The sequence below is a fragment of the Lactococcus sp. DD01 genome (assembly GCF_001578715.1).
GTDB lineage: Bacteria > Bacillota > Bacilli > Lactobacillales > Streptococcaceae > Lactococcus > Lactococcus petauri.
Genome location: NZ_KQ968939.1, coordinates 656,122 through 678,445, shown reverse-complemented (window position 1 = coordinate 678,445; position 22,324 = coordinate 656,122). Strand labels below are relative to the sequence as shown.

The following is a 22,324-nucleotide window of genomic DNA, read 5'->3' as shown; positions in this document are numbered from 1 at the left end:
CCAGCTGTTGGAGCGTTTTTTTTTAGTTAAAGATAATAGCAATAAACAGAGTCAAAGCCAAGCTGCCATTGTAAAGAATTAGATTTTTAATTTGATAATGAAAGGTTTCGCTTTTGACTTGCTTGTGGAGGAATTTTTTCATATTAGGAATCAACTCGAAGAGGATGAGCAGCATTAAGGCAGACCATATAGGCAAGATACCTAAGATTATCGCTAGACTAACACAAAGAGCAGGAATGATATACATGACTTTATAAAGTACTAAGCTGGCAGGAATTTTAAGATAATAAGGTAAGGTGAAACGTTGATTGCGAATGTCTTGTTCCAAATCACAAATGTTATCGGAAAGCATGACATTGAAGTTCTGACAGAAACACATAATACCTATGAGAACAATCGGAAGAAGTTGGGAAAAATCCCACGTCCAGTTCATTTTCCAGCCGTCAAATTGAATGAAAAAGTACTGTAAATCATAAGAATTAATATATACAGCGAGAAAGAAACCGAAAAATCCTTCACACAGGCCAGCTAAAATTTCACCTAAAGGAAAGCGACTGAAAGCAAAGGGGCCATAAGTATAAAAGATTGCTACAATAAAGCAAAGCCCGCCGACGGGTAAAATGGCAAGATTGGTGATAAGCATAACTGCAAGCCCAACTACGATATCGATGAAAAGAAAGAGCAGGCAAATTTTTAGTGCTAACTTAGGGTTGATATTGCGATTGCTAATGATATTTTGCTGGGTTTTATATTCTGGATCCAGCGCTTTATGGTAGTCCATCAAATTATTCCATGCGGAAACAAAAAGATTGATGGCAGCAAGACCGATCAGAAAAAGAAGGGTGGGTAAAAGATGAAAAGAGTGAAAATACCATAGCGAGAACATAATTCCTGCAAGTGGTGAAAGCAGAGCCACGGGTAAGGTTTGGATTCTTGTAAAGTTAAGAAATGTTTTGACGTTCATAATGAGAATTATATCACAAAAAAAAGAGGCATTCTTAGTTGGAAAGAAAGATAGACAGTGCTCCAAGCTAAAGTACTCAAATCTCTTCAGTAAAAAGTTAAATTATAATTCTTTTTGCATATTAATATCAGTAATTTCAAAACCCATTTTTTTATAGACGTGTAAAGCTCTAGAGTTACTTCCAAAGACATGTAAAGCTAGGGATGCAAAGCCAAGTTGTTTAGCTTGAAAACTAATTAATTCAAGAGACGTAGAGCCGAAACCTTGATTTTGAAATTCTTCATAAATTTCGAAATCGTAAATAAAAGCAGTTCGAGCATTGTCTGTACTTTGAGCCGTCCAAATATAACCAATGACTCCTCCCTTTTCAAGGATAGAATAAAAATAGTTATTGGGTGTTTGGAGGCCTTCAGGCAGGAGTAAATTGTATTCTGCTTGAGCCTTTGAAAAAGCCTGTTCTTCAGTCCAAGTACCGTTTAGGACTTTTTCTTTAGCAAAGGTTTCTACGGCGGAGAGCATGTAGTGTTGAAATCTTTCTTGTGTCATTTCAATAAGTTTTAGCATATTTCTCCTTAATTTAAAAAATATCTGGTATGGATGAGCCTAGTTTTTCCTAAATTATACCATAGGCGAGGATAAAGAAGTGATGAATAAATATTGGCCACATGGGAAATCTCCCCATTATTTTGTCTTTAACTTTTATGAGGTATAATAGAGGAAGCGAAAAAAGTAGAAAAGGGCTGAAATTAGTGAAATTTTTACATACATCAGATTGGCACATTGGCAGAACCTTGAACGGTTGGAGTCTTTTAGAAGAGCAAAAGCACGCCTTTAAAATTATGCTGGCCGCAGCCAAGCAAGAAAAGGTTGACGGTATCATCATTGCAGGAGATCTTTATGATCGGACAGTTCCGAGCGCAGCAGCTGTGACGACCTTTAACGAAATGCTGCGAGAAATGAATATTCAGGAGAATTTTCCTATTTATGCAATTTCGGGAAATCACGACGGTGCACGACGACTAAATTATGGGCGTGAATGGATGGAATTTAACCATCTGCATTTGAATACATTATTAGAAGAAGCTTTTGTACCCATTGAAACAGCGGAGATCCAAATGTTCTTGCTTCCTTACTTTGATCCAGCTGATGCGCGTGTTTATTTTTTACAAGCGGGTATGCCGGAAGAGGAAGTGAAAGAAATTAAAACCTTGTCTCAGGCATTAGAACTAGTACTTGAAAAAATGCGAGAAGCCTTTCACCCTGAGAAAAAACAAATTTTAGTGACTCACTTTGCTGTGAGCCCTTCTGCAGATCAGGAGATTGAGCTGACAAGTGAAACCAAGTCCAAAGCTGGGGGGCTAGCTACTGTCACAGTCCAGCAGTTTGTGGATTTTGACTACGTTGCTTTGGGGCATATTCATACACATCATGCTTCACCCAGTGAGACAGTGCGTTACTCAGGAAGTCCTGTCAAATTTAATATCAAAGAAGCAAAAACGAAAAAAGGCTATTATATCGTAAATGTGGCGGATAAGGTTGAGACTGAGTTTTTCGAAATTCAACCGCAGACGGATTTGGTTGCTCTTGCTGAAGAGTGGGAAACGCTTATTGATCCAGAGTTTTACCAGCAACAACCTTTAGAATCTGCTTGGTTTGCTATATGTATTAAAAACTTTGACCGCTTTGCTCATGCTGGGCAAAATTTACGTGCCCAACTTCAGAAAATCTATGGCACTATTGTCGAACTGGATTATGAAGATAAAGAACGCATCATAGAGCACGAAACCCATCAAAATATGGAAATGATGAGTGAAGAAGAAATCGTGCAAAATTTCTACCAACAGGTGGCAGGAGAGTCACTTAGTCCATTTCAGCGAACTTTTATCGAAGAAACTTTTATTGACTTGAGAGGGGAGAAGTAGACATGAAACCAATTTACTTAGAAATGAATTATTTCGGACCTCATGCTCACTCGGAAATTGATTTTAGAGCTTTAGATGAAGCACCATTATTTTTGATTAGCGGCGATACGGGTGCCGGAAAATCTACGATTTTTGATGCAATGACTTATGCTCTTTTTGACAAGACGACAGGAGATCGTGAAGCGAGAGAAATGCGCAGCCAGTTTGCACAACCAGACCAACGTACCGAAGTGACTTTCTATTTTGAGCAAGGTAACTTTCTTTATAAGGTACAACGCTGTCCCGAGCAAGAAGTCTTTAAGAAAAGAGGAGTAGGCACTAAGACGGAAAAAAGTCAAGCCAGCTTAGCTATTGTAGACAGGGTATTTGGCACAGAGCAAGCCAGTTTGGCTACAAAACCGGTCGATGTTGCCAGTGAAATATATGGTCTTTTAAATCTCAGCGCCGAGCAGTTCAAGAAAATCATTTTACTTCCACAAAATGACTTCTCACGTTTTTTAAAATCGGCCACCAATGAAAAAGAAGAAATTCTGAAGAAAATTTTTGGTACGGCAATTTTTACGGTCTTTTCTGAGGAAGTGCGGAATCAATACACAAAAAACAATCAAGAAAACGCAGCTCTTGATTCAATCTTGCAAAGCCAATATAGCTCTTCTGTCTGGACGGAGGAAGAAGCCAAGGCTTTGGAAGAATGTCCAGATAAGGAAAAATTTGAAAAAGCGACAGAATTTCTAGAGCAAAAGCAGATGCAAGAAAGCAAGGCTCGTGACTTAGCAAAAATAGCGCAGCACCAAGTAGAAACTGTCGATAAAGCTTACGAAGATGCCTTGCTGCTGGAACAAGAGTTCCTTGAAGCAGAAAAGACTCAAAAAGAATATCAGGAAAAAATAGCAGAGCAGGCAGCGCTCTATGAGCAACAGAAAGAAGCCTACGAAGCCCGCAGCTGGGCGCAACAATTTAAGGATATTTTACGTGACTTGGAAGAGGTTGAAAAAGAACTAGAAGCTAACCAAGTACGTGAAGCTGATTATCGCTCAAAAGCCGAGCAAGAGCAGAAAATACTTGGAGAAGTGAAAAAACGTGAGCAAGACTTAGATCAGAAAGCTTCAGAATTTGGAGAAAAAGATAAGGATATTGAAGAGCTGACTCGCACGATTACGCAAGCCGAGCAGGCAGAAAAACTTATCCGGCAGAAAAAAGATTTGGAGAAAAAGATTGTCCACTTGCAGCTTAAGCAAAGTGAGACAGATGTGCCCCTAAAAGAAGCACAAGTCAAACTTGATCAATTACAAAAAGAGATCCTTGATGAGAGTATCTTGCAGGCGGAAAAAGATGCTTTAAGTCGTCTAAAGTTGGACTTTCACCAGCAACTTTCTCCCTTAGCAGAATATTTGGAGCGCTTAAAACAAGAAAATCAACTTGCACAAAAGGAATTAAACTTTGCTGAGGTAAACATTACGACACTGCAGCAAGATTTCATGCTCAAACAGAAAAGTTATCAGGAAAAGCGAAAATTACGCCAAAGTCTCATGATTGCTCAACTGCAAAAGGAACTCGAAGATGGCTTACCATGTAAAGTTTGTGGTGCTACAGAACATCCTTTATCACATGTTGAGCTTGATGTTTCTGACGATGACTTAAAAGCAGCTATGCAACAAGTTGACGAAGCTCAAGAAGCCTTTGCTGCTGCAGAAGAAAGGCAAGAAAAGGCTCAAAGCGAACTTGAAATGGCTCAAAAAAAAGCTGCAGAAAAAGCTGAAACACTGCAAGAAATGGAGCAGAAGTTTGACCAAGCCTACCGTCAGTTTTGTCAGGCACATGAAGGCAGTTTTCCTAAAGTGTTTAGTCGCCAAGAGCTCAATATCATTTTTCAAGCTCGAGAAGACAGTTATAGGCAGAAAAGCACTGCACAAAAAGAACGTTCTCTGGAAAAAGACAAGCTGTCTGTTTTAGTAGAAAACTTAGAAGCTGAACGTCAAGGGTTGTTTCAGGAGAGCGATAAAGTCAAGGCACAGCTCGAAACTGTTGCTCAAAGTTTAGCTGAGTTTGGGCAACTGCAATCCAGTCAAGCTCTAAAAGAGCAGAAGGTTATATTGCGCCAAGAAGTCGATAACTATTATACAGAGTGCCAAGAGGTGCGTGAGAAGATAATTGCCCTTGAAAAGCGTTATGCAGAACAGAAAGCAAAACATGAAGAACGTCTGATGCGTATTGAAGAGCAAAAACTGAAGCTTCAAGAAGGACAGCGCATTATCCACAAAGCATTGGCAGCCCCAAATGCTTGGACCAATGATTTAGTCACGCTGAAAAATTGGCTTGCAGAGGATAAACTTCCTGAAATTTCCAAGTTTATTAATACTTATGAACTTGAAGAGAAACGCTTGAATCGTGCTTTAGCAAAGTATGAGGAAAAATTAAGCGGTAAGCAAAGACCTGATCTTACTGAGTTGAGAGAAGAAAAGCAAGCCCTAAACGAGCGCTATAGCCAAGCGCAAAAGACAGTTATTGAGCTATCCAATACACGACAACAACTCGAAACAACGGTTGCTAAGATTGAACAAATACTTGAGACACAAGGAAAGGCAGCGGATAAGGCGCGTGAAATGACTAAGCTCTACAATGCGATAGCAGGAAAAACAGGAGATAAGCTCAAGCTTGAAACCTTTGTTGTCCAACATTATCTGGAAAAAGTTTTGATTTATGCTAACCAGCATTTCATCAATCAACTTTCCAATAACCGCTATCGCTTTGAGTTGGCCAAAGAATCCGCCAATAAAAGGCGCGATCATGGCTTGGACATCAGCATCTATGATAATGAGACAGGCGCCTCACGTTCATCCAATACTTTGTCGGGTGGAGAAACCTTTATTGCTGCTCTGTCAATAGCATTAGCACTGAGTGAAGTAGTCCAGAATTCTGCGCAAGGGGTTCAAATAGAAGCACTTTTCGTCGATGAAGGATTTGGCTCACTTGATCAAGAAACACTCCAAAAAGCCATGACAGCGCTGGAACAAATAGGAGAAAATCGTCTTGTTGGCCTTATCAGTCACGTAGAAGAAATGAAAGATTCAATCGCACAGCAACTGCGTGTCGAAAAAGTCGGAGACGGACGAAGTCAGGTAAAACTCTTTTCGAAATAAAATCTTTTAGTCAGAAACCAAGATAAAAAGTTCCGACTGCTTTCCAAAGTAGCCTTTTGAGAAAAACAATGAAATATGGTAAAATAGTAGAGTTCAAAACTCTACTCACAAAGGAGTGTGGAGTGGGATGTATGGGAAAAAGCTTTTCCAGCAAACAGCAGTAAAAAATGATGAAGTTTAGTCCTGCTGGAAAATCGAACTCGAACCAAATAGAAGAGCGCATGCTTTTAGGAAGAAATAGGAAAAATAAAAATGAGCTTGTTTTTAGATACAGCTAGAATTGAAGTAAGAGCTGGTAAAGGTGGAGACGGAGCAGTCGCTTTCCGTCGTGAAAAATATGTACCAGACGGTGGTCCTGCTGGTGGAGATGGCGGACGCGGTGGTGATATTATCTTCCGTGTCGATGAAGGACTTTCTACTCTGATGGACTTTAAATACAACCGTATTTTCCGTGCGAAACCAGGTGAAAAAGGTATGAACAAAGGGATGCACGGACGTGGAGCAGAAGATTTGATTGTTAAAGTTCCGCAAGGAACCACAGTCAAAGACAATGAAACAGGACAAGTAATTGTGGACTTGATTGACAAAGGTCAAGAGTTTGTCGTTGCTAAAGGTGGTCGTGGCGGACGTGGAAACATTCGCTTTGCAACACCACGTAACCCTGCACCAGAAGTTGCTGAAAACGGTGAGCCAGGGGAGCAAAAATGGCTTATGCTTGAATTGCGCGTCCTTGCTGATGTTGGTTTAGTAGGTTTCCCTTCTGTAGGTAAATCAACGCTTTTGAGTGTTGTCTCTAATGCACGACCAAAGATTGGAGCTTATCACTTTACCACAATCACACCAAATATTGGTATGGTCCAAATCGGCTACGGTGACAGTTTCGTTATGGCGGACATGCCTGGACTGATTGAAGGCGCACACTCAGGTGCAGGTTTAGGGATTCAGTTCTTACGTCACATCGAGCGTACACGAGTTCTCTTGCATGTTTTGGATATGTCAGGCATCGAGGAACGTGACCCTTACGAAGATTATGTAACCATCAATAAGGAATTGGAAAGTTACAATCTTCGCTTGCTTGAACGTCCACAATTGATTGTGGCCAACAAAATGGATATGCCAGATGCGCCAGAGATTCTTGCAGATTTCAAGAAAAAGTTAGCTGAAAATCTACCTGAAGGGCAAGAAATGCCTCAAATCTTTGAAGTTTCTGGTCTAACAAAAACAGGCTTGCAAGGTCTGTTGGCACGTACAAGTGAACTCTTAGCTGAAACACCAGAATTCTTGTTGTATGAAGACGAAGACTTCATCGATGAAGAAGCATACTATGGCTTTGAAGAAGAAGAAAAACCATTCAGTATTTCACGTGACGATGATGCCGCTTGGCGCTTGTCTGGTACTAAGCTTGAGAAACTCTTCAAGATGACTAACTTTGACCGTGACGAATCTGTCATGAAATTTGCGCGTCAACTCCGTTCAATGGGTGTTGATGAACAACTTCGTGCAGCAGGTGCACGTGATGGTGATTTGGTACGTATCGAGAAATTTGAGTTTGAATTTGTAGATTAATAGCGTAGGAGGATTGAGATGGGCTTTAAGATTATTTCTGACCGTGATGAAAACGGTGAATTTATTGCCTCAGCAGATTTTTGGACAGATGAACGGATTGATGCTTTGATTAAGAAATATAATCCCTCAGGTAAACTCCGCCTCTCTAAAGCTGCACAAGAAACAAACGAAAAAGAAGATGAATAAAAAGAAGACCATGTTTTTCATGGTTTTTATTTTTATAACATGGGAGAAAACAAGAGCAATTAGCTTGAATTTATAATTTAGTCTTGCTAAGCTAAATGAAGCAAGTTAAGAAACGAAAAGGAGAACACATGGCAGTAAAACTTTTTATCGCCCAAACATTAGACGGGTATATCGCTGATAAGCAGGATAATTTGGATTGGCTGATGGCTGTTGAAGGAGAAGGAGACAATGGTATATCGCGATTTCTCTCATCTGTAGATATTGTTATCATGGGCAGCAGAACTTACCAATGGCTTTTAGATCAAAAGTTAGAAACATGGCCCTATGAGGATAAAATGACTTATGTATTTTCAAGACAAACTTGGGAAGACAAAACCAATATCAAGTTTGTGCATCCAAGTAATCTAACATCATTTGTCAAAGAGCTTCAAGGAGAAATCTGGTTAGTTGGTGGCGGTCAGCTGATTAAGGATTTCATGGAAGGTGACCTTATCGACGAGTACCAAGTAACAATTGCTCCAGTTATTTTGGGAGAAGGTATCCCGCTTTTTCCACAAGGGAATTATGCGACAGACTTAGAGTTACAAGGAACAACAAGATACGGACAATTTGTTGAATTGGCTTATAAGCGCAAAACGAAAGCGAAAAGTTAGTTAAAATATATTTTCTCTCTTAGGAAATTTTTAAAGCTAAAATATGGATTTGACTTAAAATACTCCATATGGAATAATAAATTTATGAAAAAAATAGCGATTATTGGTGGCGGCATCATCGGCATGACCTTGGCCAATTACTTAGATACAGAAAAATTTGATATTACAGTTTTTGATTCTGGCAAACATCAGGCGACAGGTGCCAGTGCAGGGATTATTTCTCCTTGGCTGTCCAAACGAAGAAATAAACAATGGTATGCTTTAGCTAAAGATGGTGCTGCCTTTTTTGAGCAACTGGTCAAAGACTTGAGTTTAGATGAAAACATTTACGAAAAGTGTGGGACACTCTTCGTCAGAAGTCCACAAGCGCTTCAAGACCTCGAACAGCTAGCTTTAGAGCGACGTGCAACGGCACCAGAGATTGGGGAAGTGCGCCATCTCACCAAAGAAGAAACGACAGACATGCTGCCTTTGCTAAAACCTGTCGAAAGCTTATACATCTCTGGAGGCGCACGACTTGATGGAAAAGCTTACTTGCAACATCTTCGCGAACGTGCCCAAACACGCGGTGTTCGTGTAATAAGCGAAGAAGCCCAAGTCAAGAAGGAGAAGGCAAAATGGCGTGTGACTTCAGTGCAAGAGGAGGTGGAAGTAGATGAACTTGTTTTGACACCGGGACCAGCATTGAAAACTTTACTGGATCAACTGGGTTATACAGCCAAGGTCTCGCCCCAGAAAGGGCAACTGTTGTCTTTTGAGACCAATTTTGAAACAGAGAAATGGCCGGTTGCTTTCTTAGAAGGTGAAGCCGACCTGATTCCTTTTCAAAATGGCCGTTTACTCTTAGGTGCAACACATGAAAATGAAGCAGGTTGGGATTTAGAACCGACACAAGAAGCTTTTGAACAACTGACTAAAGGCGTGCAGACCTTCTTAAAGGAAGATTATTTTGCAGACACAGCTTATAGCTACCGTGTCGGGACCCGCGCATACACTGCTGATTTTGCTCCCTTCTTTGGCCCTATAGTGCAAGAGAGAGGTTTGAATATTGCGAGTGGATTAGGTTCCTCAGGACTAACTACAGGACCTTACATTGCCTATCTTTTAGCACAACATTTAAATGCAGATAATTCAGAATGGGATATGAACCATTATCAAAAGGAAATGAATCTCTATGTGAATAAAAAAGAAGAATGAGCTTAAAAAACATTTCAAAACAAAAGACGTCTTGTAGGGTGTGTTATAATAGAAAAGATAGATTTAAAAAACAGAAAGATAACAATGGCAAAAATATCAGATTTAATTATTAATACACCAGAAAAAAACGAAGTTGAAGGCGTTTTTCATAAGCATCCGAAGGGATTTGGCTTTGTGAACCCGCTCGAGGCGATTGACAAGAGTAATGACATTTTCATCTCACCAAAATTCACCAAATCAGCAATGGATGGAGATACAGTCCTTGTTCGTGTGCTTCATCAAAAAAATGCTAAACGTGGTGCAGATGGACAGATAATCAAAATCACAAAACGTTCAGTGACGGAAACTGTTGGGAGCTATCAAAGCTTATCTAGCCGTCAAAGCAAACTTACAGGCTACAAAGGCACGATTCAACTCTACAATGATAAAATCACAGATCCTTTATACATCAAGCAACCGCTGCCTGAAGTACAAGAAGGTGATGTTGTCCGTGTCAAAGTAACGCAACATCCTGATGAAAATAAAGCATTTGAAGGTCAAATGTTAGAAATTATTGGACACAAGGATGATGTGGGGATTGATATTTTGGAAGTGCTTTGCGCTATGAAAATTCCGCAAGAATTTACAGCAGAAACAATGGCTCAGACCGAAGCAATCCCAGAAGAATTAACGGAAGAAGATTTTGCAGGGCGTGATGATTATCGCTCAGAAATCACTTATACGATTGATGGCGAAGATTCTAAAGACTTGGATGATGCCATTCATGTTAAGAAGTTAGACAACGGAAATTATGAACTGGGTGTTCATATCGCTGACGTTTCTCACTATGTCACTGACGGTTCACCTTTGGATGAGGAGGCTTTTGCACGTGCTACATCTGTCTATGTTACCGATCGTGTCGTGCCAATGTTACCTGTTAAGCTGTCCAATAATCTTTGTTCACTAAATGAAGCGCAAGAGCGGTTGACGATGTCCTGTGTGATGGAAATCAATAATTCCGGTAAAATTATCAATTATAAGATTGGTCCGTCTGTGATTAAGACAACTTATCGTATGACTTATTCAACAGTAAACAAGATGCTCAATAAAGGGCAAGAAGGACATCGCGAAAGTCTAGAGCAATTCCCTAAAATTGTGGATTCTGTCGCTATCGCTGGGGAACTTCACGCGCTACTCGAAGAGATGCGTCATCAACGTGGCATGATCGAATTTGACGAAAGTGAAGCAAAAGTTATCTTGGATGAAAAAGGACATGCGATTGATGTTGTGAAACGTGAACGTGGTACAGCAGAACGTATGATTGAATCCTTCATGTTGGCAGCCAACGAAACTGTTGCCCTTGATTTCCAAAAGAAAAAATTGCCGTCACTTTACCGCGTACATGACAAGCCGAAAGAAAAAGCATTTGCTAAATTAATGGAAAAGGCTGCTGATGCGGGCTTTAGCTTGAGTTCAAACTCTCATGAAGCTGTAAATTACTTTGCGGAAGAGATTAAAGGAACAGCTTTTGAAAAAACACTAACGTATCAATTACGCCACACGATGTCGACAGCTCTGTATTCAGAAAAAAATACACAGCACTATGGATTAGCTGCGACAGACTACACCCACTTTACCAGTCCGATTCGTCGTTATCCGGACTTGATCGTGCACCGTTTACTTCATCTTTATCCAAAAGATCACTCAAACCGTACGAAAGAAGAATGGAAAGAATGTTTACCTGAAATCGCTAAACAGTCTTCTGATATGGAACATCGCGCAGTTGTGACGGAACGAATCGTGGATGCTATGAAAAAAGCAGAGTACATGCAAGATCATATCGGTGAAGTTTACTCAGCAACCGTAACTGGTGTTCAAAAATTTGGCCTCTTCATGGAACTTGATAATACGGTTCAAGGTTTGATTCGTACGGTCAATCTTCACACAGGTGTTGAAGAAGCCATTGAATTCGATGAAGAAGAAGATATCTTTAAAGGTAAAAAATCTGAGAAAACTTATCGTATGGGGGATGTCCTAAAAATTCGTGTCATTTCAGCCAATAAACGTAAGGGAACCGTTGATTTTGAAGAAATTATTGAATAATAATAAAAAAAGTTCTATCCTTCAAGATAGAGCTTATTTTTTTTAATATAATCGATAACAGATTGAGGCATGAGGTAAACCGGCTCGATTCCATCTTTAAACATCTTACGTAAAGAAGTACTGGAAGCAAAAGAAAGAGGTAAGTCCACCCATTGGACAGGATAAAGACTTTCAATAGCTTCAGTTGAACGTTGAACAGCAACAAACTGAACCAAGTCAAGTAAGGCATCAATCTTGTACCATTTCGGAAGATATTCCACCATATCGCTACCAATGATAAAATAAAAATCAGTATCTGGATAAGCTTGAGTGAGATGCTTCATCGTGTCATAGGTGTAAGATTTCCCACCACGTGCAACTTCTCCCAACTCAAGCGATAAGCGTGGACTATCTGCAATCGCCAGCTCCAGCATTTTCACACGATGCTCAGCCGAGATTGTTTTTTTATCATCAATATGGGGAGGAAGAGCCTCGGGCATGAGCCAAACTTTATCTAATTCAAGACGTTGAGCGACCTGATCAGCCATCATCAGATGGGTAAAGTGGACCGGGTTAAAGTTACCGCCCAAAATTCCGATTTTATTTCTTTTTGCTTGTTCCATTAGTGGATATATAGCTCCTTTTTAATTCTTTTCATATTATACCAGAAAAGCCCACTTTCATCAGTCACATGAGCATTTTCAAATAAGAAAATAATAATTTATTGAGTTTAAACTCATGAAGAATTTAAGAAGCATTGAGATAATTTCAACATGAATATAGAAATGTCCCTGAATATTTGTAAATAAAGGTGATGACAATACAATTTACCGTCAAATTTTGTTAAAATAGAGTTAGAATATAATTTGTCACTCATAAAAGGAGTCACCATGTCACTATATCCAGACGATAGTTTAACTTTACATACAGATCTTTACCAAATAAATATGATGCAGACCTATTGGGAGCTTGGACGTCATAATCGCAATTCTGTTTTTGAAGTCTTTTTCCGTTCAATGCCTTTTGAAAACGGCTATGCTATTTTTGCAGGTCTGGAACGCATGGTTAACTACTTGAACAATCTAAGATTTACCGAAACAGATATTTCTTATCTCCGTGATTTAGATTATCCTGAGGATTTTTTGGACTATCTGGCACAGCTTCGCTTTACAGGTACAGTCCGCTCTGTCCAAGAAGGAGAACTCGTTTTTGCCAACGAACCTTTGGTTCAGATAGAAGGACCGCTGGCTGAATGTCAGCTTATCGAAACGGCTGTCCTCAATATCATTAATTTCCAAACACTGATTGCAACCAAGGCTTCACGCATCAAGTCTGTGATTGGTGATGATCCTTTGCTTGAGTTTGGTACACGCCGTGCCCAAGAAATGGACGCTGCTATTTGGGGGACACGTGCGGCCTATATTGGTGGTGCAGATGCCACAAGTAATGTGCGTGCGGCTAAGATTTTTGGCATTAAACCAAGCGGAACACATGCTCATGCTTTAGTTCAGAGCTATGGCAACGATTATGAAGCTTTTAAAGCTTATGCACAGACACATAAAGATTGTGTCTTCCTTGTGGATACATATGATACTTTGAACATTGGTGTTCCGGCAGCTATTCGTGTGGCACGTGAATTTGGTGACAAAATCAATTTCCAAGGTGTCCGCATTGACTCTGGTGATATGGCCTATATCTCGAAAAAAGTACGTAAGCAACTGGATGAAGCTGGCTTTACTGATGCCAAAATCTATGCTTCAAATGACTTGGACGAGTCAACAATCCTAAACTTGAAAATGCAGAGAGCGAAGATTGATGTTTGGGGTGTAGGTACCAAGCTCATCACGGCTTATGATCAGCCTGCGCTTGGTGCTGTCTACAAGCTCGTCTCAATGGAGGATGATCAGGGCGAAATGCAAGACACCATCAAACTGTCGAGCAACGCAGAGAAAGTTTCCACGCCTGGGAAAAAGCAAATTTGGCGTATCACAAGAGAAAGTGACGGTAAGTCTGAAGGTGATTATATTACTTTTGACGGTGAAAGACCAGACCAGAGTGAGGAAATCTATATGTTCCATCCCGTGCATACCTTTATTAATAAAAATGTACGTGACTTTACTGCTAAACCCCTACTTAAAGAAATTTTTGTCAAAGGCCAGCAAGTTTATCCTTTGCCTACCTTAGAAGAAATCAAAACTTTTGCTGAAGCCAACTTGACCGAACTTTGGGATGAATATAAGCGCAACCTCAATCCCCAACCATATCCCGTTGACTTATCACAAGAATTATGGAACCATAAGATGCGTTTGATTAGTCAAGTACGCACCAAGGTTTCTGGAATGAAATTGGATTGATACTATGAGAATAAAAAATATTGAATTAGGACATGTTGAAGCATTTGGTCAGCTCCAAATGGAAATTTTTCAAGAAAATAACTTTATGCTGGTTGAACCGGACGAACATAAAACTAAACTTCATGAATTAGCCAATCAAGTTGCCTCAACGGACTTTTTGATGGGTGCGGACAATGATCAAGGCGAATTAGTTGCCTTCTTAGCTGCCTACCGTGGCACTTACCGTCGCAATAGACATTGTGCTAAAATTGTCATTGCTGTACTTAAGGATTATCGTCGTCAAGGGATTGCGAGCCGGCTCTTTGCAGCTTTAGAAGAATGGGCACGTAAAGAAGGAGTTTCACGTTTAGAACTCACAGTGGCAATGAACAACAGTGCAGCTATTTCATGTTATAAAACAAACGGTTTTGTGATTGAAGGAGTACGTAGCCAATCTCTTAAAATCAATGATGAATGGGTTGATGAATTTTATATGGCTAAAATTTTGGAGTGAATATGTCTTTACAAGAAAAAATTATCAAAGAACTAGGTGTTAAACCAACAATCGATGCACAAGAAGAAATCCGTAAATCAGTGGATTTCCTCAAAGACTACTTAAAGAAATATCCGTTTATTAAAACCTATGTTTTAGGAATTTCTGGAGGGCAAGATTCAACATTGGCTGGCCGCTTGGCACAGATTGCCATGGAAGAAATGCGTGCAGAAACGGGAAACGAAGCTTATACATTTGTAGCTATTCGTCTGCCTTATGGTACACAAGCAGATGAAGAGGATGCGCAAAGAGCACTGGACTTTATTAAACCAGATAAAAGTTTAGTGGTGAATATCAAAGAAGCTGTTGATGCTCAAGTTGCGGCTTTAGAAGCGACTGGTGTGGAGGTTTCTGACTTTAACAAAGGAAATATCAAAGCCCGTCAACGCATGATTAGTCAATATGGGATTGCTGGAGGGATGCAAGGTGCTGTTTTGGGAACAGACCATGCAGCTGAAAATATTACTGGCTTTTATACGAAATTTGGTGATGGTGGCGCTGATCTGTTGCCGCTCTTCCGTCTCAATAAACGTCAAGGTAAAAAGTTGCTCGCTGCTTTGGGTGCCGAACCTTCTCTTTATGAAAAAGTTCCAACAGCAGACTTGGAAGATGGTAAGCCCGGTTTGGCAGACGAAGTTGCTCTGGGCGTGACTTATGAGGATATCGACAACTATACAGAAGGACGATCAATCAGCCCCGAGGCACAAGAAAAAATCGAAAATTGGTATCTTAAAACGGAACACAAACGTCACTTACCTATTACCGTTTTTGATGATTTTTGGAAATAATATATAAAAAGACGTGAGCGCTTAGGCTGGCGTTTTTTTATACGTAAATCAATAAAATGAGGGTTGAGAGTATGATATAATAGAGTAATATAAACGCTTACAGGAGGGATATTATGTCCTATATTGAGATAAAAGATGAATCAAAAATCTATCAATCTGGTGGAGAAAAAATCTATGCCAATGATCACGTAAACTTTGCGATTGAGAAAGGAGAACTGGCAGTTATCCTAGGAACGTCAGGTGCGGGTAAGTCCACAATCTTAAATATTTTAGGCGGCATGGATTCGAGTGATGAAGGGCAAGTGATAATTGATGGTGTAAATATTGCTGAGCTGTCTGCTAAAGAACTGATTACTTACCGTAGACGTGATGTTGGTTTTGTTTTTCAATTTTATAACTTGATTAATAATTTGACGACCAAGGAAAATGTTGAACTGGCTTCAGAGATTGTCGAAAATGCGCTTGATCCTGTAGAAGTTCTTCAAAATGTCGGCTTGGGTCATCGCTTGGATAATTTTCCCTCACAACTTTCGGGGGGAGAACAACAACGTGTGGCTATTGCGCGTGCTATCGCTAAGAATCCCAAAATCCTTCTCTGTGATGAACCAACCGGAGCATTAGACTATCAAACAGGCAAGCATGTACTGAAAATACTGCAAGACATGTCGCGCGTTCAGGGTGCAACAGTGATTATTGTGACCCATAATGCTGCCATTAGTCAAATTGCGGACCGTATCATTCATGTCCATGATGGTCGGGTCAAGGAGATTACGGTCAACGACAGTCCATCAGATATCGAAACGATTGAGTGGTGATTCGATGAAAACAAAAACCCTCAATAAAAATATAAGACGGTCGATTACTGGATCCTTTGGACGTTTCATATCTATTTTCTCCCTCATGGCTTTAGGGGTCTTTGCCTTTGTCGGTTTAAAAATGTCTGGGCCAAATATGAGGGCAACGGCTGAGGAATTCTATGCGCGGCATCACTTGGCAGATTTGAGTGTTACCTCAACGATGGGTTTAAATGCATCGGACCAAGCGCTTATTCGCCAGGCAGATGGACTCAAAACGGTGGATTTTGGCTATTTTCGTGATGTTTTGCTGCCCGATAAGAAAACTTCCTTGCGTATTTTCTCGCAAGCGGACAACCTTTCGACTTATGAGCTCATTGCAGGAAAAATGCCCCAAAAAAGCAATGAAATTGCCCTTGATTTTCTCTATCAAGACAAGTACAAGCTTGGTGATACAATCCGCGTAACCGAAGAAAAAAATGAGGGATCATATCTTCTAAAAAACCATGAGTTTAAGCTGGTCGGTTTTGTCAAATCAAGTGAATTTGTTGATAAAAGTCTATACGGTCCGACCAATATAGGAACGGGACAGCTTAACGGCTATGCCGTTGTTCCTCCTGAAACTTTTCAGTCAGATGTGTATATGATTGCACGCTTGAGTTTCAAAAGCATGCAAGGCCTTAGTCCATATGATCTACAATTTACGGAACGCTCAGACTATTACCAACGAAAGCTTAAAAATCTTTTGGAAGGACAACCTGAAAAGCGTTTAGCGGAGATAAGAGAAGAGCCATTAGCCCAGCTAAATCAAGCCCAAGATAAACTGAAAGCAGAAGAAATAAAACTGCAAGAATCACAGAATGCGCTTAATCAACAAAAAGCTCTAGCTGGTGAAAATCCTCAACTTCAAGCCCTGCAGGAAAGATTGAATACGGGTAAAGCAAAACTTGTAGAAAGTAAAACTCAACTGCAAGAACAGAGAGATAAACTAGCAGCGCTTGAAGCTCCAGAATATACCGTAAATAATCGAAAAGAAGGAAACCCGGGCTATCAAACCTTTGTTGATAATTCCACTCGTATCGATGCCCTTTCAAACATTTTTCCGGTCGTGCTCTTTGCGATCGCCGTTCTTGTCAGTTTAACGACGATGACACGTTTCGTGGAAGAAGAACGAGGCAATATGGGCTTACTTAAAGCTTTGGGTTACACCAATGCTCAAATTCGGAAAAAATTTATCGTATATGGAGCTGTTTCAGCCTGTGCGGGTGCAACTGTAGGTGTTATTTTAGGTCACGTTGTGCTTCCTCATGTGGTATTTAACGCTTATTCGGCTTCCTCTACATTTTCAGGATTGATTTTGACTTTTTCACCTTTCTGGACGCTTGTTTCCTTTGTTATTGCGCTTGCCTGTACCGTTTTTCCCGCTTATTTGGTGGCTCAAGCTGAGTTGCGTGGCGCACCAGCGGCACTTTTCTTAGCCAAACCACCTAAAGCAGGTTCGCGTATTTTCTTGGAGAGAATCAAGCCGATTTGGAATCGTATGAGCTTTACTTATAAAGTGACAGCACGTAACCTTTTCCGTTACAAACAGCGAATGTTGATGACTATTGTTGGGGTTGCGGGATGTACAGCACTTCTTGTTATGGGCTTTGGTATCCGTGATTCTATCTCAGGGTTGAGTCAACGACAGTTTGGTGAAATTTTACACTACAATATGCTTGCGGTTTCTCAGGATAACTTGAATAAACAGGAGCAAGATGAACTTGACCAGTTTTTACAGTCAGACAATATTAAGTCTTATGCTCCTGTTCACTTTGAACAACTGCATCAAACGATTAACGATAATCGCCAGGATATTAGTTTAATGGTTCCGGAGAAGGAAGAAAACTTTAAGCAGTTTGTAACACTGCGTAATCGTGTAAGTCAGGAGAAACTGGCATTACCAAAAGAAGGCGCAGTAATAAGTGAAAAACTGGCAGAACTACTTGGAGTAAAAGTTGGACAGACCATTTCGCTAAAAAATGATCAGGATAAAACAGTAAAAATAAAAGTTGCAGGTATTACCGAGATGTATATGGGGCACTATGTTTTTATGAATCAAAACCAGTATAAAGCGCTGTTTGAAACACCGATAAAGGCAAATGCGCATCTCTTGAAGCTTCGAGATACATCAAGGGCTAAAAGTCAAGCAGCTGCGGCTGGCTTTATGCGAAATGCTGGGACGCTCACTGTATCGCAAAATAGTGATTTACAAAATACAATTGACGCCTTTTTACACGGTATCAACAGTGTCATGTTTGTGCTTATTGGTTGTGCCATTCTATTGGCTATCGTTGTTATTTACAATCTAACCAATATCAACGTTTCTGAACGAATTCGAGAGTTGTCAACGATTAAAGTACTGGGCTTCTATGATCGTGAAGTTACACTTTACATTTATCGTGAGACGATTTTACTGAGCTTTATGGGAATATTAGCTGGTTTTGGCTTAGGGGCTTACTTCCATCATGTGATTATTACCATGTTACCGACCGACATGATTATGTTTAATCCTAATCTGTTATGGAGTAACCTGTTGCTCTCAACACTCATTACCCTAGCCACAACTTTAGGCTTAAGTATTGTCGTCCATCTGAAACTCAAAAATGTCGATATGCTGGGTGCATTAAAGTCTGTGGATTAAAAAAACTGTAGATTTATTCTACAGTTTTTTAGTTTAATGTTCGTAATGTTCAACTTTACGTTTGGCATCTGTGATTTGTTGCCCTTTTTCTTCGTGGGCGAGAATTTCCTCGAAGGCTGGAAGTTCCAAGTCTTGCCCGTATTTTTGATATAAGGCAGTTGTGACGAGGCGATAGGCCAAGCGTGCATTGCGCGAAAGGATGGGACCGTGGAAGTAAGTGCCAAATGTATTTTTATAGTGGAGCCCTTCGGTGTCATCGTCGGGATTGTTCCCGCCACCATAAACCACTTTACCTAAAGCTTTTTCGCCTTCACCAAGATAGGTAATTCCCGAGTGATTTTCAAAACCATAATAAGTTTCACCAAACTCTTCGTTATGAATTTGAATATCGCCAATAAAACGGTCATTGCCAAGGTTTTTGGTGTAGTGCGGCAAGATACCGGTACAGTCAATCTTGTTGCCAGCAGCATTGATATAGTACTGACCTAACATTTGATAGCCGCCACAGATGGCAAGCATAGGCTTTTCAGCCTCAATATAGGATTTGAGTGGTGCTGTGATATTTTTGAAGCTGTCCGCGATGATTTCCTGTTCATAATCTTGACCACCGCCCCAGAAGACAAGGTCATAAAAATCTTGATCAAAACTATCTTCAAGGGAAACAATATCAAAAGTCATTTCAGCGCCTAATTTTTCGCCGACATACTTAAGCATGAGGATGTTACCGTTATCGCCATAAGTATTCATCAAGTCCCCATAAAGATGGGCAACATGAAGGTTGTATTTAGGATTTTCTAAATTTGATGTTAAAGAAGTATAAACCATTAGTGCATCTCCTTTCCAATCATCTTGTTTTGTGCAAGCAACTCACGCATTTCTAACATTGCAGTGTAGGTTGCTAGGATATAGATGTGCTGATCTGCTTCATTTTTGAGGGCATCAAGGATTTGGGGTAGCGACTCAAGTTCATGAATTTTGCTTTCGTCAAATCCAGAAACACGATAACGACGAGCCATTTCACTATGGCGGACACCACCAACAAAGATTTGGTCAATATCCATGTCATGGACCAGCTCAAAGTTAGCATCCCAAATCCAGCTTGTGTCAATACCGTCAGCATAGTTGGCATTGAGCAAGCTAACCAAGGTAAATGGATAATCAGCAAGTTTCATCATTTCCAGCGCCTGGTTTGCTCCAACAGGATTTTTAATCAGGACAATAGTAGCGGATTTATCGCCAATCTTAAAGGTTTCTTGACGGCCAAAGACGGCTTTAGATTGTTCGAAACCTGCCTTGATAGTTTCAGCAGGTACGCCGTAAAATTCAGCGACAGAAACAGCAGCAAGAGCGTTGTAGATATTGTAGAGTCCACCCACGTTGATTTTATAAGAATGATTATCAATGACAAACTGAGAAGAAGTATTGGTGATTTCTGTGAGCTCAGAAACACGATAATCCAGCTCAGGACGTTTGAAACCGCAGCTTTGGCAGATGTAATCGCCAAGGTTAGCATAAGTATTGAGCTTATAATCTAAGATATGATGGCATTCCGGACAAACAACCCCTTCAGTATTATAATGCGCACGTTCAGGCGCATGACTTTCATGGTCAAAACCATAATACTTGACAGGATTTACCAAAGTCCGTGAATGGAAGAGCGGGCTATCACCATTGAGAAGAACAGTGGCTTCAGGTGCATTAGCGGCTCCCTTGACGATAAAGTCATAAGTTGTATAAATCTCGCCGTAACGGTCCATTTGGTCGCGGAAAATATTTGTGAAAACAAAAAGTGAAGGCTTGATATATTCGGTGATTTTTGGCAGTGATGCTTCATCAATCTCCAGAACAGCAAAGCCTTTTTTCCCTTTTTTAACCTTAGGCGCTGTCAAGAAAGTAGCAGTAATCCCGGTAATCATATTGGCACCAGAAGTATTTGTGACAACTTTTCCAAAAGCTTTTTCGAGTATACCGACAGTGAGCGCTGTGGTCAAAGTTTTACCATTGGTCCCTGTCACAACGATAATTTCATAATCTTTTGTTAATGTAGCTAAAATTTCAGGATCAAATTTTAAAGCAATCTTACCAGGAAGCGTACTTCCACGCTTAAAGATTTTCTCTAAAACTAAGCGTGAACTCTTTCCTGCTAAAGTTGCGAATGAAGTTTTCATAGTCATAAATGATATTATACCATATATTGCAGTGTGGAGGAGGATAAACTTCTCATTGGAAAAGATATTTTTTTGCTGATAAACAAGGTAATAAGAAGTTGTGTGGGGTGTTCTAACTTCATCAGATTTTTCGTTTTTCTTGTTCTTAGGAGAGCATGATGTTATAATAAGTATAAAGAAAAGGACTTGCGCTAACAAGTCCCCTGTAGCCGTATTAAGAACGGTAGCAAGATTCATGTTAAAATAACGTCTGCCCTGCTAAAGTTGGACGTTATTTTTTATCGTTTTTATTAACCACTGTAATCATCAATAACGCAAATGCGATCATCAATGAGAGTGTTTTATATATCGACAAAAATTGTCGCCTTTCGTTTTTGTGAGGCCAGCTCACGATAAAGCTACCATGTTATAGTATAATTACAACAAAAAAAAGCTCTTGGACATTGCCAAGAGCGGGGTGTAGGAGTTTTGAGAGTTCCTCCTCTTAGTATAATATAAAAACCTTAAAAATGAAAGACCTAAATTTCACTGTTATTAAACTACAAGCAAGACATCTTCAAAATATGCTAAAATAAAAGCATGAAAAATGCGACTGAAATCCTACAAAAGATGAATCCTAATCAAAAGGTAAATTATGATCGGGTTTATCAAAAAATGCGTGAAAGCTGGGAGGCTGAAGGTCTTCGGCCCAAAATTTTGCTTCATTCCTGTTGTGCACCCTGTTCAACTTATAGTTTAGAATATCTTTGTCAAAATGCTGATGTGACAATTTATTTTTCGAACTCGAATATTCATCCTCGTGCCGAGTACGAAAGGCGTGAGAAAGTGCAGGCTGATTTTGTTCAAGACTTTAATGTAAAAACAGGAAATAATGTTCAGTTTATTGCGGCACCTTATGAACCCAATAAATTTATGCAGATGGTCAAATTACATCAACTCGCAGAAGAACCCGAAGGTGGTTCGCGTTGCACAGCTTGTTTTCAAATGCGTTTAGATATTGTCGCAGAGAAAGCCCAAGAGTTAGGTTATGATTATTTTGGTTCGGCACTCACGCTCAGCCCCAAAAAGAACGGCCGACTCATAAATGAAATAGGCTTAGATATGCAAAAAATCTATGCTGTCCAATACTTGCCTAGTGACTTTAAGAAAAACAACGGCTGGAAACGTTCCGTAGAGATGTGCAAAGAATACGATATTTACCGCCAATGCTATTGTGGCTGTGTCTTTGCAGCACGTCAACAAGGAATTGACCTTAAAGAAATTAATAGAAGTGCTGTAAAGTTTATAAATAAAGTAGGCGACAAAAAATAAAAAAG

General features: G+C 40.0%; 19 protein-coding genes. 13 read left to right on the top strand and 6 right to left on the bottom strand.

Annotation, left to right across the window (positions count from 1 at the left end):
• Window positions 1-22: 22 nt before the first annotated feature.
• Both LACDD01_RS03300 and LACDD01_RS03295 read right to left on the bottom strand, forming a co-directional pair.
• Window positions 23-964, bottom strand: a complete 942-nt coding sequence (locus LACDD01_RS03300; RefSeq protein WP_061413201.1) for a UbiA family prenyltransferase — start codon at window positions 962-964, stop codon at window positions 23-25.
• A 102-nt stretch (window positions 965-1,066) separates the two neighbouring features.
• Window positions 1,067-1,528: a GNAT family N-acetyltransferase gene (locus LACDD01_RS03295; protein ID WP_061413200.1), complete on the bottom strand. Its 462-nt coding sequence runs from the start codon at window positions 1,526-1,528 to the stop codon at window positions 1,067-1,069.
• A gap of 185 nt (window positions 1,529-1,713) precedes the next feature.
• On the opposite strand from LACDD01_RS03295, the gene LACDD01_RS03290 reads away from it, so the two are divergent.
• The 7 genes from LACDD01_RS03290 to rnr all read left to right on the top strand — a co-directional run bounded on the left by LACDD01_RS03290 (window position 1,714) and on the right by rnr (window position 11,710).
• Entirely contained in the window at window positions 1,714-2,886 is a 1,173-nt protein-coding gene (locus tag LACDD01_RS03290; RefSeq protein WP_061413199.1) for an exonuclease SbcCD subunit D, read from the top strand.
• A gap of 2 nt (window positions 2,887-2,888) precedes the next feature.
• Window positions 2,889-6,026, top strand: a complete 3,138-nt coding sequence (locus LACDD01_RS03285; RefSeq protein ID WP_061413198.1) for an AAA family ATPase — start codon at window positions 2,889-2,891, stop codon at window positions 6,024-6,026.
• Between the two features lie 252 nt (window positions 6,027-6,278).
• Window positions 6,279-7,592, top strand: coding sequence for a GTPase ObgE (obgE, locus tag LACDD01_RS03280; protein ID WP_014024644.1), 1,314 nt, complete (start codon window positions 6,279-6,281; stop codon window positions 7,590-7,592).
• 18 nt (window positions 7,593-7,610) lie between these two features.
• Window positions 7,611-7,778 carry a hypothetical protein gene (locus LACDD01_RS11790; protein WP_019292557.1) on the top strand — a complete coding sequence of 56 codons (168 nt, stop codon included), beginning with the start codon at window positions 7,611-7,613 and terminating at the stop codon, window positions 7,776-7,778.
• Between the two features lie 128 nt (window positions 7,779-7,906).
• Entirely contained in the window at window positions 7,907-8,431 is a 525-nt protein-coding gene (locus LACDD01_RS03275) for a dihydrofolate reductase family protein (protein WP_061413197.1), read from the top strand.
• Window positions 8,432-8,515: 84 nt separating this feature from the next.
• Window positions 8,516-9,628 carry an NAD(P)/FAD-dependent oxidoreductase gene (locus tag LACDD01_RS03270; protein ID WP_019293536.1) on the top strand — a complete coding sequence of 371 codons (1,113 nt, stop codon included), beginning with the start codon at window positions 8,516-8,518 and terminating at the stop codon, window positions 9,626-9,628.
• Between the two features lie 57 nt (window positions 9,629-9,685).
• A complete protein-coding gene (gene rnr / locus LACDD01_RS03265; protein WP_255357180.1) occupies window positions 9,686-11,710 on the top strand; it encodes a ribonuclease R in 2,025 nt (674 codons plus the stop codon).
• A 14-nt stretch (window positions 11,711-11,724) separates the two neighbouring features.
• Here rnr and LACDD01_RS03260 read toward each other — a convergent pair whose 3' ends face one another.
• Complete coding sequence (locus LACDD01_RS03260; protein WP_061413195.1) at window positions 11,725-12,312, bottom strand: nicotinate-nucleotide adenylyltransferase; 588 nt, start codon at window positions 12,310-12,312, stop codon at window positions 11,725-11,727.
• A 267-nt stretch (window positions 12,313-12,579) separates the two neighbouring features.
• Between LACDD01_RS03260 and LACDD01_RS03255 the strand changes: the two genes are divergently transcribed.
• The 5 genes from LACDD01_RS03255 to LACDD01_RS03235 all read left to right on the top strand — a co-directional run bounded on the left by LACDD01_RS03255 (window position 12,580) and on the right by LACDD01_RS03235 (window position 18,840).
• Window positions 12,580-14,043, top strand: a complete 1,464-nt coding sequence (locus LACDD01_RS03255) for a nicotinate phosphoribosyltransferase (RefSeq protein WP_019293534.1) — start codon at window positions 12,580-12,582, stop codon at window positions 14,041-14,043.
• A gap of 4 nt (window positions 14,044-14,047) precedes the next feature.
• A complete protein-coding gene (locus LACDD01_RS03250) occupies window positions 14,048-14,536 on the top strand; it encodes a GNAT family N-acetyltransferase (protein ID WP_061413194.1) in 489 nt (162 codons plus the stop codon).
• Window positions 14,537-14,538: 2 nt separating this feature from the next.
• A complete protein-coding gene (gene nadE, locus LACDD01_RS03245; RefSeq protein WP_061413193.1) occupies window positions 14,539-15,363 on the top strand; it encodes an ammonia-dependent NAD(+) synthetase in 825 nt (274 codons plus the stop codon).
• A 113-nt stretch (window positions 15,364-15,476) separates the two neighbouring features.
• Entirely contained in the window at window positions 15,477-16,178 is a 702-nt protein-coding gene (locus LACDD01_RS03240) for an ABC transporter ATP-binding protein (RefSeq protein ID WP_061413192.1), read from the top strand.
• A 4-nt stretch (window positions 16,179-16,182) separates the two neighbouring features.
• A complete protein-coding gene (locus LACDD01_RS03235; protein ID WP_061413191.1) occupies window positions 16,183-18,840 on the top strand; it encodes an FtsX-like permease family protein in 2,658 nt (885 codons plus the stop codon).
• A gap of 33 nt (window positions 18,841-18,873) precedes the next feature.
• On the opposite strand, the gene gatD is transcribed toward LACDD01_RS03235, so the two are convergent.
• The 3 genes from gatD to LACDD01_RS12625 all read right to left on the bottom strand — a co-directional run bounded on the left by gatD (window position 18,874) and on the right by LACDD01_RS12625 (window position 21,399).
• Window positions 18,874-19,665, bottom strand: a complete 792-nt coding sequence (gene gatD / locus LACDD01_RS03230; protein WP_004257838.1) for a lipid II isoglutaminyl synthase subunit GatD — start codon at window positions 19,663-19,665, stop codon at window positions 18,874-18,876.
• Window positions 19,665-21,014, bottom strand: a complete 1,350-nt coding sequence (gene murT, locus LACDD01_RS03225) for a lipid II isoglutaminyl synthase subunit MurT (protein WP_019293528.1) — start codon at window positions 21,012-21,014, stop codon at window positions 19,665-19,667. The genes gatD and murT overlap by 1 nt, the downstream gene beginning before the upstream one ends.
• A 265-nt stretch (window positions 21,015-21,279) precedes the next feature.
• The gene (locus LACDD01_RS12625) at window positions 21,280-21,399 is read right to left on the bottom strand and encodes a putative holin-like toxin (RefSeq protein WP_338404195.1); all 120 of its coding nucleotides are present in this window, start codon (window positions 21,397-21,399) and stop codon (window positions 21,280-21,282) included.
• Between the two features lie 188 nt (window positions 21,400-21,587).
• Between LACDD01_RS12625 and LACDD01_RS11485 the strand changes: the two genes are divergently transcribed.
• A complete protein-coding gene (locus tag LACDD01_RS11485; RefSeq protein WP_082779260.1) occupies window positions 21,588-22,319 on the top strand; it encodes an epoxyqueuosine reductase QueH in 732 nt (243 codons plus the stop codon).
• The last annotated feature ends 5 nt before the right edge of the window (window positions 22,320-22,324 follow it).